At 63.5% G+C, this 14,484-nt stretch carries 10 protein-coding genes; 5 read left to right on the top strand and 5 right to left on the bottom strand.

The genetic code is table 11. The annotated features are described in order from the left end of the window. Positions 1–147: 147 nt before the first annotated feature. From DS839_RS28980 to putA, 3 genes are all read right to left on the bottom strand, one after another. On the bottom strand, positions 148–651 hold the full coding sequence (locus DS839_RS28980; RefSeq protein ID WP_438816552.1) for a hypothetical protein: 504 nt from the start codon (positions 649–651) through the stop codon (positions 148–150). A 175-nt stretch (positions 652–826) separates the two neighbouring features. Continuing rightward, a complete protein-coding gene (locus tag DS839_RS28975; RefSeq protein WP_119273995.1) occupies positions 827–2,092 on the bottom strand; it encodes a flavin monoamine oxidase family protein in 1,266 nt (421 codons plus the stop codon). Next, the gene (gene putA, locus DS839_RS28970) at positions 2,085–5,243 is read right to left on the bottom strand and encodes a bifunctional proline dehydrogenase/L-glutamate gamma-semialdehyde dehydrogenase PutA (RefSeq protein WP_119273994.1); all 3,159 of its coding nucleotides are present in this window, start codon (positions 5,241–5,243) and stop codon (positions 2,085–2,087) included. The genes DS839_RS28975 and putA overlap by 8 nt, the downstream gene beginning before the upstream one ends. A gap of 57 nt (positions 5,244–5,300) precedes the next feature. Here putA and panC point away from each other — a divergent pair, with 57 nt between their 5' ends. From panC to DS839_RS28950, 4 genes are all read left to right on the top strand, one after another. Further along, positions 5,301–6,143, top strand: coding sequence for a pantoate--beta-alanine ligase (gene panC, locus DS839_RS28965; protein WP_119273993.1), 843 nt, complete (start codon positions 5,301–5,303; stop codon positions 6,141–6,143). Positions 6,144–6,216: 73 nt separating this feature from the next. Further along, a complete protein-coding gene (locus tag DS839_RS28960) occupies positions 6,217–11,808 on the top strand; it encodes a GAF domain-containing protein (RefSeq protein ID WP_119273992.1) in 5,592 nt (1,863 codons plus the stop codon). Continuing rightward, positions 11,805–12,170, top strand: coding sequence for a response regulator (locus tag DS839_RS28955; protein ID WP_119273991.1), 366 nt, complete (start codon positions 11,805–11,807; stop codon positions 12,168–12,170). The genes DS839_RS28960 and DS839_RS28955 overlap by 4 nt, the downstream gene beginning before the upstream one ends. Before the next feature lie 12 nt (positions 12,171–12,182). After that, a complete protein-coding gene (locus DS839_RS28950) occupies positions 12,183–13,301 on the top strand; it encodes an adenylate/guanylate cyclase domain-containing protein (protein ID WP_119273990.1) in 1,119 nt (372 codons plus the stop codon). Here DS839_RS28950 and DS839_RS28945 read toward each other — a convergent pair. Together DS839_RS28945 and DS839_RS28940 are read right to left on the bottom strand one after the other, a co-directional pair. After that, positions 13,298–13,753, bottom strand: a complete 456-nt coding sequence (locus DS839_RS28945) for a GNAT family N-acetyltransferase (protein ID WP_119273989.1) — start codon at positions 13,751–13,753, stop codon at positions 13,298–13,300. The two genes, DS839_RS28950 and DS839_RS28945, sit on opposite strands and share 4 nt — an antisense overlap. Next, positions 13,750–14,166 (bottom strand): DUF1489 family protein, encoded by a 417-nt coding sequence (locus DS839_RS28940; RefSeq protein WP_119273988.1) that lies wholly within the window; start codon positions 14,164–14,166, stop codon positions 13,750–13,752. The genes DS839_RS28945 and DS839_RS28940 overlap by 4 nt, the downstream gene beginning before the upstream one ends. A gap of 111 nt (positions 14,167–14,277) precedes the next feature. Between DS839_RS28940 and DS839_RS28935 the strand changes: the two genes are divergently transcribed. Continuing rightward, a complete protein-coding gene (locus DS839_RS28935; protein ID WP_119273987.1) occupies positions 14,278–14,481 on the top strand; it encodes a dodecin family protein in 204 nt (67 codons plus the stop codon). Positions 14,482–14,484: the final 3 nt, after the last annotated feature.

The following is a 14,484-nucleotide window of genomic DNA, read 5'->3' as shown; positions in this document are numbered from 1 at the left end:
TCTCAGCGAGGAATGCTCGTTGAGGTCAAAGCACGCTGCGCGAAAGAGCCCTCATCCGCGCTTCGCGCACCTTCTCCCATTGCTTCGCAACGGGAGAAGGGAAATGATGGAGAGGTCTCTCTTTGAACCGGCGAAATACTGGCTAGGTCACTTGGCCGGCGTCGCCACAGCATCGCAGGACACATCCGGGTTCATGTCCGCGAACGCTCCCGACCGGTTCTTCTTCCAGGCCCATACGTGAAGCTCGTAGAAGGGGCCGAGGCCGTAGCGGTTGGGCGCGGTGTGGAAGCTGAACAAATGGCCGTTGAGCTCCGCCGGTCCCTTGGAGGTGATGTATTCGACCCCGATCAGGGTAAGCTTGCCGCCGGCCGACGGCTCGTACATCACCGCTTCGGGATGCGCGAGATCGATGGCATCGTCCTTGAGCATGCTTTCATTGACATAGTGAATGCCCATCGATCCGCCCTCGACGCCGCTGGCGCAAGCGATCGGCTTATAGCCCTCGGCCATAGCGACGGACACGTCCTTGAAGCGGGCATTGGCATTGCGCACCTCTTCCACCAGCGGGTTAGCACTGTTCGCCGCCAAGGCCTGTCCCGTCGTCACGGCCAGCAAGGACGCGAGGACACTGGTCCATCTCAACATCTTCATGTGAAGCTCCATTTCTTTCTGTATTCCGCCCTCTGGTTAGCCCTCCGCGTTGATACGTCAGGCGGCGTGTTGTTATGCCGAGTGCGGGCGTCGATGAATGATCGGACGTCTGCGATGCTTGACTTTCCGTCCGCGATTGCGAGGAAAGATGCGCAGCGAGAAAAGCTCTTTGGATTCAGGCGCAGAGAGCCTTCAGGATGGTGAGTGCCGCGGCCTCGCCCGAGCGGATGGCGCCCTCGAACCAGCCGGCGGAGACTTCCGCGAAATCCGAGGTCGCGAAGGCAATGCGCCCTTCCCTGCCCCAGACCTCCGGATCACCGATCCAGGTCGCGTCCGCCGGCAAGGCGACCCAGGTGCCCTTGGCATAGGGATCGCCCAGCCAATCATGCCAATCCCAGGCGATGAGCTTTGCTTCGGGAAAGAACCGCGCCAGCGACGCCGCGACGGAAGCCCGGTCGTTGGGATCGAGTGTTCCGTCGGCAAGGGCGAAGCCGACGATCAGCGTCGCGCCATCGGCGCTCAGGCGCTCCGAGAAGAGCCAGCGCAGGCCGCCAGGTCCGCCGCTCGCCAGGATGCCGGGGCTGACGCCCACGACTTTGAGCCAGAGTTTCAGTGAGCGGCCGCCATGGCCGACCGCCGCGGCCTCGCGCTTCCTCGCCGAAAGTGCCGGGGTGAACGCCACTGGCCGCAGCGCGTTCAACGGGATGGCGCAAATGGCGGCGCGTGCTTTGACCGTCTTGCCGTTCACGCAGGTGACGCTCACGCCCTTGGCATCCTGGTTCACGGCGCTGACCGGCGCATTCAATTCGAGGCGCGCGCTCGATGATGCAATCATGCGTTCGGCCAGCATGCCGACGCCCGGAACGAGCGTGTGGCGCAGCGCCGTCATCATGCTTTCGGGCGCGCCGTCGCCATAGGCGCAGCTCGACAGGAATTCGCCCGCCGAAATGCGGTCCGGATCGCCATTGCCGGAGATCGTCCACCAGGCGAGCACATGCATGCGGGCCTCGGGGCTCGCAGCGATATGATCGAGATATTGGTTGAGCGTCAGGGGCGCTTTCCACGGCGAGGGCTTCCCGGCCTTGTAGAGGAGCGCATGCTCCTTCACCGCTTGCAGCGCCAAATCTGCTGCCGGCATGCCGCTGCGCAGCGCCTTGCCGTCGTGCCGGCGATGCTCGTCGACCGGATGGGTCGGCCGCAGCGTGATTTGGGTCTTGTCGGCATAGTGGCGGATACGGTCGTGCCAAGGCGCGATCCAGGAGCCGCCGAATTCGAGCTGGTCCTCACGGTCCTTGAAGCGGCGCGTGAAGCCCCGCCCGCCGGTCCGGTCCCGTGCCTCGAGGACGACCGTCGAAAGTCCGTGTTCGGAACAGATGGAAGACGCAGCGGCGCCGGCGAGCCCTGCCCCTATGACGACGACATCGCAATCGAGCTCACTCATGACCCCGCTCGCCGCTACCCATGCTCATCAGCGCGGCATTGCCGCCGGAAGCCGTGGTGTCGATCGAGCAGACACGCTCGGTGGCGAAGCGGTGGAGATAATGCGGTCCGCCCGCCTTGGGGCCGGTGCCGGAGAGTCCCTCGCCGCCGAAGGGCTGGACGCCGACCACCGCGCCGATCTGGTTGCGGTTCACATACATGTTGCCGACCCTTACACGGGCGCGCACCTCATCGACCGTCGTCTCGATACGCGTATGAAGACCAAGGGTAAGTCCGAAGCCGGTCGAATTGATGGCATCGCAGACCTCGCCCAAGCGGTCGCCGGCGAAGCGCACCACATGCAGGATGGGACCGAAGACCTCGCGCTTGAGGAGCGAGATGGACGGGATCTCATAGGCGGCCGGCGAAACGAAGGTCCCCGCCTTGGTCTGCGACGGCAGCTGCATGTCGAGAATGGTTCTGGCTTCCTTCGCCATGCGCGCTTTGTGCTCGTTGAGCATCCGGCGCGCGTCTTCGTCGATCACCGGGCCGACATCGGTCGCGTAATCCAAGGGATCGCCGATGGTGAGCTCGGCCATGGCGCCTTCCAGCATCGGGATGAGCCGGCCGGCGACGTCTTCCTGAACGAACAGAAGGCGTGCTGCCGAGCAGCGCTGGCCGGCGCTGTCGAAAGCCGAAGCGAGCACGTCGCGCACCGCCTGCTCGGGCAAGGCCGACGAATCGACGATCATCGCATTCATGCCGCCGGTCTCGGCGATGAGCGGCAGGATGGCGCCGTCACGGGCGGCGATGGCGCGGTTGATGATGGCCGCCGTCTCGTTCGAGCCGGTGAAGGCGACGCCGGAAAGAGCGGGATGGGCGAGCAGGATCTTGCCGATGCGGGCGCCATCGCCCGGCAGATAATGCAGTACGTCGGGCGGGACGCCCGCCTCATGCAGAAGCTTCACGCCTTCGAAGGCGATGAGCGGCGTCTGCTCGGCCGGCTTGGCGATGACCGCATTGCCGGAAGCGAGGCCCGCCGCGACCTGGCCGGTGAAGATGGCGAGCGGGAAATTCCACGGGCTGATGCAGGCGAAGACGCCGCGGCCATGGAGCGCGATCTCGTTCAATTCGCCGGTCGGCCCTGGAAGACGCTGCGGGGCCTCAAATTCCTTGCGGGCGCGCTCGGCGTAATAGCGCAGGAAGTCGACCGCCTCGCGCAGATCGGCCTGCGCATTGTCGAGCGTCTTGCCGGCTTCGCGAATGAGCAGCGCCATGAAGCGCGCGGTATTCGCTTCATAGAGATCGGCTGCCTTCTCCAAAATAGTGGCGCGCGCGGCGCCGCCTTTCAGATCCCAGGCCGCATTCGCCTTGGCCGCGTCGATGAGAGCCTGGGCGATTGCCTTGTCGTCTGCTTCCACCACCTCGCCGACGGTGACGCTGCGGTCATGCGGCGAGGTGATCGCACGGACCGCGCCGCCCTTGGCCGCTTTTCCGCTGACCAGGGCCTCGGCCTTCACCGGCTTCGCCAGCACCTTACCGATCCCCGCGAGCATGGTTTCGCGCGTCGCGTCGTCCCACATCGCATAGCCTTTGGAGTTGACGCGTGGCGCGAAGATGTCGCGCGGCAAGGGGATGCGCGGATGGGGGATGGAATTGAGGCCCTGAACCTGCTCGACCGGATCGGCGATGATCTCGCCGATCGGCGCCTCGTCGTCGGCCAGCCGGTTGACGAAGGAGGTGTTGGCGCCGTTCTCGAGCAGCCGGCGCACCAGGTAAGCGAGCAGGTCTTCATGGCTGCCGACCGGCGCATAGATGCGGCAGGGCTGGCGCATCCTGGGGATCCGCGCCACTTCCTCATAAAGCGCCTGGCCCATGCCGTGGAGGCGCTGGAATTCATACGAGCGGTCATCGCCCGCCATTACTGCGACGGCGGCGAGCGAATGCGCGTTGTGGGTGGCGAATTGCGGATAGAAGACGTCGCGGCGCGACAGGAGATATTTGGCGCAAGCGAGATAGCTCACATCGGTCGACACCTTGCGGGTGAAGAGCGAATAGTTCTCGAGGCCCGCTTCCTGGGCGCGTTTGATCTCGGTGTCCCAATAGGCGCCCTTGACCAGGCGGACGGGAAGCTTGCGGCCCGTCTGGCTCGCAAGATCGGCGAGCCATTGCAGCACCGGCTTGGCGCGCTTGCCATAGGCCTGGACGGCGAGACCGAGGCCGTTCCAGCCCTTGAGTGCGGGCTCATGCGCGAGCCTGCCGAAGAGCTCGAGCGACAGATCGAGCCGGTTGACCTCTTCCGCATCGATGGTGAGGCCGAGATCGAGCGCCTTGGCCTGGCGGGCGAGATCGATGACGCGCGGCAGAAGCTCCGTCATGGTGCGGGCTTCCTGCTTCTCCTCATAGCGCGGATGGAGTGCGGAGAGCTTCACCGATATCGACGGCTTGCCGAAGATGCCGTCGGCGCCGCCCGAGCCCGCGCGCTGACCCACGACGGCAAGCGCGTTCTCATAGGCCTTGAGATAGCGGCGCGCATCCTCGGCCGTGAAGGCAGCCTCGCCCAGCATGTCGAAGGAGAAACGGTAGTTCTGGGCTTCGAGGGGCTTCGCGATATCGAGCGCCTCCTCGATGGTGCGGCCGAGCACGAACTGCTTGCCCATGATGCGCATCGCGTGCTTCATGGCATTGCGGATGAAAGGCTCGCCCGAACGCGACACGAGGCGCTTGAGATAGCTGCCGGCATCGGTGGTGGTGCCGCGGCCGAGCTCGACGAAGCGGCCGGTAAGCATGAGGCCCCAGGCGGAAGCATTGACGAAGAGCGATTCCGACTGGCCGATATGGCGCTCCCACTGCTTGCCGCCGATCTTGTCGGCGATGAGCTTGTCGGCCGTCTCGCCGTCGGGAATGCGCAACAGTGCCTCGGCAAGGCACATCAGCACCACGCCCTCTTCGGAGGAGAGCGAATATTCCTGCATGAAGGCATCGACCCCGCCTTGCTGCCGGCGCCCGGCGCGCACCGCCGCGACCAGCTGGCGGGCGAGCTCGGCGACCTGCCGCGACTGCTCAGGCGACAATTGGGCATCGGCGTAGAGCGACTTGACGACGGAGGCTTCGTCCGCAAAGAGAAGTTTCGAGATCGGGGCACGGCTGGGAAGGGCTGGAGATATGGTCATGACGCTGGATATGGTTGAAAGGGCGCCACTGGTTAGCACCTCTTTCGCAAATCCGAAATGACTCTGAAGATCGTCCGTAACATTCTAGACCTGCGCCGGGAGACGGCGTCCTGGCGCGCACAGGGGCTCGTCAGCGCCGTCGTGCCGACCATGGGCGCCCTGCATCGGGGCCATCTCACGCTGGTGCAGGAAGGCCTCAAGCGCGCCGACCGGGTCGTCACCACGATTTTCGTCAATCCGAAGCAGTTCGGACCGCAAGAGGATCTCGGGCGCTATCCACGCACCGAAGCCGCGGATGTCGCCCAGCTCGAGGAAGCGGGCGCCCATCTTGTCTTCGCGCCTCAGCCGAACGAAGTCTATCCGCCTGGCTTCGCCACCAGCATCGTCATGGCGGGTCCCGCCAAGGCCGGGCTCGAGGACAAGTTCAGGCCGCATTTCTTCGACGGTGTCGCGACCGTCGTCGCCAAGCTCTTCACCCAGTCGGAAGCCCAATTCGCCATGTTCGGCGAGAAGGATTATCAGCAGCTCCTGGTTGTGAGACGCATGGCGCGCGATCTCGATTTGCCGATCGAGGTCATCGGCGTGCCGACGGTGCGTGAAGAAAGCGGTCTCGCCCTCTCGTCGCGCAACGCCTATCTGAGCAAGGCTGAGCACCACCAGGCGGCGTCCCTCCACCGGATATTGACCCAGGCGGCGGTCAAGATCAAAGCCGGCCAGAAGCCCACGCGGGCCACGGCGGCGGCCAGGCGGGCTCTGACGACGCGCGGCTTCCGGGTCGATTATGTCGCGGCGCGCAATGCCGAAACGCTGGCCTTGCCGCGCGAGGCGGACGAACCGATGAGGCTCCTCGCCGCGGTCTGGCTCGGCACGACGCGGCTCATCGACAATATCGCGGTCTAGGCCTCATCGACACCCGAAATATCCTGGCGTAAGCTGCCGTACGGGGCGTTCGTCTGACCGGAGGTATTCCGGCGTGAAGTCGAGCTCTCTTCAGTCGAAGCCCGGCGGGAAACAGGTGCCCGGGGAGCTGAGCCGCCTGCGCGACGAGGTCGATCAGCTCAGCCAGGAGCTCGCCGAAGCACGCCAGCAGCAGGCAGCGACTGCCGGGGTGCTCAAGGCCATCAGCCGGTCGAATTTCGACCTGCAGGCAGTGTTGAACACGCTGGTCGAATCGGCCGTCCGTCTGTGCGGCGCCAATTTCGGACAGATCTTCAGATGGGATGGCACTTATCTGCGCTGGGCGGCAGGCTACGCCTTCAGTCCGGAATTTCTCGAGACGCAACGTGAGCTGACCTATCGGCCTGGGCGACAGTCGCTCGTCGCCCGCACCGCACTCAATATGAGTGTCACGGTGATCGACGATGCCCTTGCAGATCCGGAATATGCCTACAAGGAGTATGCGAAGATCGGCAATTACCGCACGATGCTCGGCGTTCCGCTGCTGCGCTCGGGCGAGCTCATCGGCGTCCTGGCACTCGTGCATCAGCGCGTCGAGCCCTTCACCGAGAGACAGGTCGAGCTGGTGACGACTTTTGCTGACCAAGCGGTGATCGCCATCGAGAATGCTCGGCTGTTCGCGGACCTTCAGACACGCAATCGCGAGCTTACCGAGGCGCTTGAGCAGCAGACGGCAACGGCCGAAGTCCTGAAGGCGATCAGCCGTTCGAATTTCGACCTGCAGTCGGTGCTGAACACGTTGGCCGAGTCGGCCACTCGCCTGTGCGGCGCCAATCTGGGGGTAATATTCACGTCGGACGGCACTCATTTGCGCTGGGCTGCCGGATATGCCTTGAGCCCGGAGCTCCTCGAGATCCAGCGGGAACGCGTCTACCAGCCTGGGCGGGAATCGCTGATTGCCCGAACCGCACTCAATATGCGCGTCACGGTCATAGACGATGCCCTTGAAGACCCGGATTACGGCTACAAGGACGATGCACGGACCGGCAAATACCGGTCGATGTTGGGCGTGCCCTTGGTGCGCTCGGGCGAGCTTGTCGGAGTCCTGGGGCTCACGCGTCAGGAGGTCGAGCCTTTCACCGACAGACAGATCGACCTGGTAACAACCTTCGCCGACCAGGCGGTGATCGCCATCGAGAATACCCGGTTGTTCGAAGGACTGCAGACGCGCAACCGCGAGCTGACCGAGGCGCTCGAGCAGCAGACCGCGACCGGCGCGATCCTCAGAGCCATCGCCGCCTCGCCAACGGATATTGGGCCGGTTCTCAACGCCGTGACGGAAAGTGCTGCACGGCTCTGCGAGGCGTATGACTCGGCAATCCTGCTCAGTGAGGGCGATGCGCTCGTCGAGAGCGCGCATTACGGACCGATACCCATCGATTTCGCCCGCTGGCCGATTGGACGCGATTGGGTAACGGGACGGGCGTATGTCGACCGCAAGCCCGTCCATGTGCATGATCTCATGCAGGAAACGGAGGAGTATCCCTTGGGTTACCCGACGGCGAAGCGCCATGGGTATCGCGCGATGCTCGCCGTGCCGCTGCTGCGTAAGGACAAGGCCATTGGCGTGCTGATCATGCGCCGCAGGGAAGTGCGTCCGTTTACCCAGAAGCAGATCGACCTTTTCACCCTATTCGCCGATCAGGCGGCGATCGCCATCGAGAATGCCCGGCTGTTCGAAGAGCTGCAGGCACGTAACCGCGAGCTTACGGAGGCGCTGGAGCAGCAAATGGCAACCGGCACGATTCTGCGCGCCATTGCCGCCTCGCCAACGGATGTCGAGCCGGTTCTCAACACCGTGGCCGAAAGCGCGGCAAGACTATGCGAGGCCTACGATGTGGTGATCCTGCTCGCGGAAGGAAACATGCTCATCACACGCGCGCATCATGGTCCGATACCGCTCAATTTCGTCCAATGGCCGATCGATCGCGATTGGGTTACGGGGCGCGCCTATGCCGACCGCAAGCCCATCCACGTGCACGATATCATCGCGGAGAAAGACGAATACCCCACCGGCTATGCAATGGTGCAGCGCGGCGGTGGTCGAACCGTGCTGGCCATACCGCTGCTACGCGAAGACAAGGCCATCGGCGTGATCGCGATGCGCCGTCATGAAGTACGGCCATTCAGCCAGAAGCAGATCGACCTTCTCGTCATGTTCGCCGATCAGGCGGCGATCGCCATCGAAAACACCCGTCTGTTCGAAGAGGTCAAAACGCGCAACCGCGAGCTGACCGAAGCGCTGGAGCAGCAGATGGCGACCGGCACGATCCTGCGCGCCATCGCCGCATCGCCTACGGACGTGCAGCCGGTTCTCAACACCGTTGCGGAAAGTGCGGCACGGCTCTGCGAGGCCTTCGATGCGATGGTCGTCCTGAAAGTCGACGACACACTTTCGCTCAAGGCCCATCATGGATCAATGCCGACGGTTTCGGAAACCTGGCCGGTCGGGCGCGGCTTGGTGAGCGGTCGCGCCGTTGTCGATCGGGTGCCGGTGCATGTCCATGATCTGCTCGAAGCCGCGGATGAGTTTCCCGTAAGCCATGAACTGGTCGCCTCGGAAGGCCAGCGAACGATCCTCGCCGTTCCCTTGCTCCGCAAGAACGAGGCCATCGGAGCGCTCTGCGTGCGCCGCCACGAGGTCCGGCCTTTCAGCCAGAAACAGATCGACCTCCTTGTCCTGTTCGCCGATCAGGCGGCGATCGCGATCGAGAATGCCCGGCTGTTCGAAGAGCTTCAGACGCGCAACCGCGAGCTCATCCAGGCGATCGAACGGCAGACAGCGACGGCCGAAGTGTTGAAAGCGATCAGCCGTGCGGCCTTCGATCTGCCCGCCGTGCTCCGGACACTCGTTGCATCGGCCGCCCGTTTGTGCGGAGCGAGCTATGGCGGCATCATGCTGCGCGAAGGCGACATGCTGCGCGTTCGAGCACTCTACGGGGGAACCGCAGAGGACGAGGCGGACCTGCAAAGTCGCCTCGCGCCGATCGACCGTAGCCGCATTTCCGGTCGTGTCGTCATCTCCGGCCACATCGAACACATTCCCGATATTCTGGCCGATCGCGAATATGAAGCGCCACTCCCGAGCATCTGGAACACCCGCGCCTTGATGGGCGTTCCCTTGCTGAGAGAGGCAACCGTCGAAGGCGTGTTCTTCCTCGGCCGGCCGCAGCCCGGCACCTTCACCCAGTATCAGAGCGACCTCGTCCAGACCTTCGCCGACCAGGCGGTCATCGCCATCGAGAATGTGCGGCTGTTCGAGGAGGTCAAGGCGCGCACCGGTGAGCTCTCGGAATCGCTCCAACAGCAAATCGCGACCGCCGACGTGCTCAAGGCGATCAGCCGGTCGACTTTCGATCTGCAGGCCGTTCTGAACACGCTGGTGGAATCGGCGGCCCGCCTGTGCGCCGCCAATATCGCGCAGATATTCAGGTGGGATGGTACATGCCTGCGCTGGGCCGCCGGACACGCCCTGGGGCCGGATTATCTCGAAATCCAGCGTGAACGCACCTACAAGCTTGGGCGGGATTCGCTCGTCGGCCGGACCGGCCTCGAGAAACGGACCACGATCATTGCCGATGTCCTGGAAGATCCGGAATATGCCTACAAGGATCATGCGAAGATCGGCCAGATCAGAACGCTTCTGGGCGTGCCGCTCCTGCGTTCAGGCGAGCTGATCGGCGTCATCGCGCTCGCCCATCAGCAGGTCGAACCCTTCACCGAAAAGCAGATCGAGCTGGTGACGACTTTCGCCGACCAGGCGGTCATTGCCATAGAGAACGCCAGGCTGTTCGAGGAGGTGCAGGCACGGACGCGCGAGCTCCAGGAAACGCTCGACTATCAAACGGCCATCAGCGAAGTGCTCAATGTCATCAGCAGATCGCCGTCCGACGTGCAGCCGGTGCTCGATGTGATCCTCCAGACTGCGGTACGCCTGTGCGATGCCGATGGCGGCACGATCGCGCGCGAGCGCAATGGACAATTCTTCCGTTCGGGCCAGGTCGGCTTCTCGCCGGAGTTCATGGAGCTGATGAAGCGCGAGCCGGTCGAATTGTCGCGCGGCACCGCTACCGGACGCACGCTCGTGGATGGCAAGGTCGTTCACATACGCGATGCGGCAACCGATCCCGAATATACTTGGACCGAAGCGCTGAAGCTCGGCGAGCTGCACACATTGCTCGGCGTTCCCCTCTTGCGCGACAAGGTCACGATCGGCGTGATCGCGCTCATACGCCGCACGGTGCGGCCGTTCACCGAAAAGCAAATCGAGCTTGTCACCACCTTTGCCGACCAGGCGGTGATCGCGATCGAGAATGCGCGGCTGTTCGAGGAGGTGCAGGCGCGCACTTCCGATCTCGCCCGTTCGGTCGGTGAGCTCAAGGCGCTGGGCGAAGTCAGCCAGTCGGTCAATTCGACGCTCGATCTCAACACCGTCCTCGAGACCATTGTCGCGAAGGCGGTGCAGCTTTCCGGCACCGATGCCGGCGCCATCTATGTCTATAGCCGGCAGGTGGATCGCTTTCGCCTCAAGGCTACCTACGGAATGAGTGCTGAGCTGATCAAGGCGATCTCCGGTCAGGCCCTGAGGTTGAACGACGCTGGCATGGGTGAGGCCGCGCGATCCCGCCGGCCGGTACAAGCGGAAGATTTGTCCGCGAACCTCCCCTCGCCGACCCACAAGATCGTTCTCGACGCCGGTTTCCGCAGTCTTCTCATCGTGCCATTGCTCAGGCCCAACAAGGTCGTCGGCGCACTCGTCGTCCGGCGCCGCGCGCCGGGGCGCTTTTCCGATTCGACCGTGCGCCTCATGGAGACTTTCGCCGCCCAGTCGGTGCTTGCGATCCAGAATGCCCGGCTGTTCAGCGAGATCGAGGAAAAGGGCCATCAGCTCGAGATCGCCAGCCGCCACAAGTCGCAATTCCTTGCCAATATGAGCCACGAATTGCGCACCCCTCTCAACTCGGTTCTGGGCTTCACGGAAATGCTGGCCGACGGCCTCTATGGCGAACTGCCGGAAAAAGCCAAGGCGACGCTTGGGCGGGTGCAGGCCAATGGACGCCACCTTCTCGGCCTGATCAACGATGTGCTCGATCTGTCCAAGATCGAGGCCGGCCAGCTCACTTTGACTCTCGAGGATTATGCCATCGGTCAGATCGTCAAGACGGTCGCCGCCACCACCGAACCCTTGGCGCGCGCCAAGGGCCTGAAGCTCACGGCAACCGTCGCCGATGGGCTCCCTTTGGGGCGCGGCGATGAACGGCGGCTGCATCAGGTTCTCCTCAATTTGGCCGGCAACGCCGTCAAATTCACCGAAACGGGTTCGATCGAGATCGCCGCCGATGCCAGGGACGGGAGCTTCGAGATCCTAGTGCGCGACACCGGCCCCGGCATCGCGCTCGAGCACCAGACGCGCATCTTCGAGGAATTCCAGCAAATCGACGACAGCAATACGCGCCAGAAGGGCGGCACCGGGCTCGGCCTCGCGATTTCCAAGCGCATCGTCGAAATGCACGGCGGATCCATCAGTATCGAGTCCATGCCGGGCGCGGGCTCGACCTTTCGGGTCAAAATTCCGGTCAGGGCCGGTGAAGGGATGGCAGCGGCATGAGCAAACGCATCCTCATGGTCGAGGACACCGAAGACAATCGTCAGATCCTGCGCGACCTCTTCGCTGCCACGGATTATGAGCTCATCGAGGCAGCGGACGGCGCCCAAGGCCTTGCCATGGCGCGGACCCACAAGCCCGACCTCATCCTCATGGACATCCAATTGCCGGTGCTCGATGGATATGAGACCACACGGCGCATCAAGGCCGATCCGGCGCTGCGCGATATTCCGGTCATCGCGGTTACATCCTATGCATTGTCCGGCGATGAGACGAAGGCGCGCGCCGCGGGCTGCGATGCCTACATCACCAAGCCGTTCAGCCCGCGCCTGCTTCTGGCCAAGGTTCGTGAATTCCTGATGTAAAGGCGGCCTCACTTGCGCGATCCTCCCCTCATTCTCGCCGTGGACGATATGCCCGAGAACCTGGAAATCCTGCGGGTCCGACTGGAGGCCAACGGTTATGAGGTGACGACGGCGGCAGATGGCGAGGAGGGTCTCGCGGCAGCGCGCCGTCTCGTCCCCGACCTGATCCTCCTCGACATCATGATGCCGAAGCGCGACGGCATCAGCGTCGTGCGCGAGCTGAAGGCCGATCCGGCTCTGCAGGCGATACCGGTTGTCCTCATCACCGCCAAATCGGACACGCGCGATGTCGTCGAGGGCCTCGATGCGGGCGGCGATGATTTCCTGTCCAAGCCGTTCGAGCATGCAGCCCTCCTCGCCCGCGTGCGCTCGATGCTGCGCCAGAAGCAGTTGCATGACCGGGTCCAGGAAATGGCCGCGAATCTCGCGGTCTGGAACCAGTCTCTCGAGCAGAAAGTCGCAGCCCAAGTCGCGGAAATAGAACGGGTCAACCGGCTGAAACGCTTCCTTCCCGAGCAAGTGGCCAATCTCGTGGTGGCGTCCAGCGCGGCGGATGATCCGCTCAAAAGCCACCGGCGCGAGGTGACCGTGGTGTTCTGCGATCTGCGCGGCTTCACCGCTTTCGCCGAGATCGCCGAGCCCGAGGAAGTGATGGTCGTGCTCGGCGAATACCATGCCTGCCTTGGCGCGCTGATCGATCATCACGAGGGAACCCTCGAAAGGTTCATTGGCGATGGAGCGCTCGTCCTGTTCAACGACCCGCTGCCCTGCCCCGATCATACCGAGCGTGCGGTCCGCATGGCGCTCGCCATGCGCGATGAGGTCGGGTTGCTCGGCCAAAAATGGCAGCGCAACGGCCATTCGCTGGGCTTCGGCATCGGCATAGCGCGCGGCCATGCGACGATCGGAAAGATCGGCTTCGATCGGCGCGCGGACTATGCGGTCATCGGCAGCGTGCCGAACCTTGCCGCCCGTTTATGCGAAGAGGCGAAAGCCGGGCAGATATTGGCGAGCCAGCGCGCCTTTGCTCCGATAGAATCCCATGTCGAGGCCCGCTCGCTCGGCGAATTGACGCTCAAGGGATTCCACCGCCCGATGGCGGCTTTCGATATCACCCGCTGGGTAACCTAAAGCCTCTTCGCCAGGATCAGTCGGCCTTCGCTGTCAAAGCCGAGGCGGTCATAGAAGGCTTTGAGATCGTGCGCCTCCTGGGCGTAGGGCGTCACCGTCACCTGATAGAAGCTGGCGCCGCGGCCTTTGAGGAAATCCTCGATCGCGAGGACAAGCCGCCGTGACAGGCCATGGCCACGCCATTCCGGCAGGACATAGAGATCGCCCATTTCGGCGCCCCAGCCAAATTCAATGCCGAATTCGAGCGATATGGTGGCAACACCAATCGCCTTGCCCAGATTTTCGGCAATGAAGAGGCCGCAATTGTCGAGCCCGGCCATCTCGGCGGTGTGGCGGCGGATCACCTCGTCCGGCGTATCGAAACCTTCCTCGCGGAAGAACCGGATGAGGAGGTCGCAAGCCTGGGTGAGATCGTCGCCGCTGCCGAGCCTGCGGATCAGGACCTCGCTCATAGGAGGCCGAGCTCGATCAGCTCCTTGCGCATCTTGGGCGGAATGTCCTTGCCGCGCTCAGCCCTAGGCAGGTCGCGCGGCGCATCCTCATCCTTGAAATAGCGCCAGCCCTGGAAGGCACGGCGCGGCATCGGCTGGACCGGCACCACCTGGTGCTTGAGCTCGATCCGGCAGCGCTCGATGCCGTCCTTGCCGGTCACCGGCACAAGATCGGCAATGGGGGTGCGGCACAGGACGACGCCGCGGATGACCCAATAGAGCGAGCCCCCGGGCAGGATCTCGTCCTTGCGGCGCGGAAACATGCGCGTCGTGTGGCTGAACTTGTCGCGGCCGGCCTTCGCGTCCTTGAGCCAGCGGTACATGTCGTCGATATCCTCGCTACCGACGGAGAGCTTGATGATATGGAGAGCCATTGGTCACTGTCGTTCTTTGAAACCCGGCATATTATGCTACGATCCGGCCATGCGGACAAACGGCGGCAGCGGCGTTTCCCGCAAATGCTGTGAATAACTGGGAGATTGACCATGAGCGTCGCCAAAGTCATCGAACTCACCAGCGCCTCCTCGAAAAGCATCGAGGATGCCATCGAACAGGGCGTCAAGCGTGCCGACCAGACGCTCGATCAGGTCGAAGGCGTCTGGGTGCAGGACATCAAGGCGACGGTCAAGAACGGCAAGATCGCCGAATGGCGGGTCAATATGAAAGTGACCTTCCTGCTCAAGAACTAGTCC

The organism is Taklimakanibacter deserti (assembly GCA_003574785.1).
The sequence above is the reverse complement of the archived record's forward strand: the minus strand, read 5'-3'. Positions and strand labels throughout refer to the sequence as shown.

Excerpts from the sequence above, each read along its gene's own strand:
- DS839_RS28980 (WP_438816552.1), bottom strand. The coding sequence starts at position 651 with ATGAAGATGTTGAGATGGACCAGTGTCCTCGCGTCCTTGCTGGCCGTG.
- DS839_RS28975 (WP_119273995.1), bottom strand. The coding sequence starts at position 2,092 with ATGAGTGAGCTCGATTGCGATGTCGTCGTCATAGGGGCAGGGCTCGCC.
- putA (WP_119273994.1), bottom strand. The coding sequence starts at position 5,243 with ATGACCATATCTCCAGCCCTTCCCAGCCGTGCCCCGATCTCGAAACTT.
- panC (WP_119273993.1), top strand. The coding sequence starts at position 5,301 with ATGACTCTGAAGATCGTCCGTAACATTCTAGACCTGCGCCGGGAGACG.
- DS839_RS28955 (WP_119273991.1), top strand. The coding sequence starts at position 11,805 with ATGAGCAAACGCATCCTCATGGTCGAGGACACCGAAGACAATCGTCAG.
- DS839_RS28945 (WP_119273989.1), bottom strand. The coding sequence starts at position 13,753 with ATGAGCGAGGTCCTGATCCGCAGGCTCGGCAGCGGCGACGATCTCACC.
- DS839_RS28940 (WP_119273988.1), bottom strand. The coding sequence starts at position 14,166 with ATGGCTCTCCATATCATCAAGCTCTCCGTCGGTAGCGAGGATATCGAC.
- DS839_RS28935 (WP_119273987.1), top strand. The coding sequence starts at position 14,278 with ATGAGCGTCGCCAAAGTCATCGAACTCACCAGCGCCTCCTCGAAAAGC.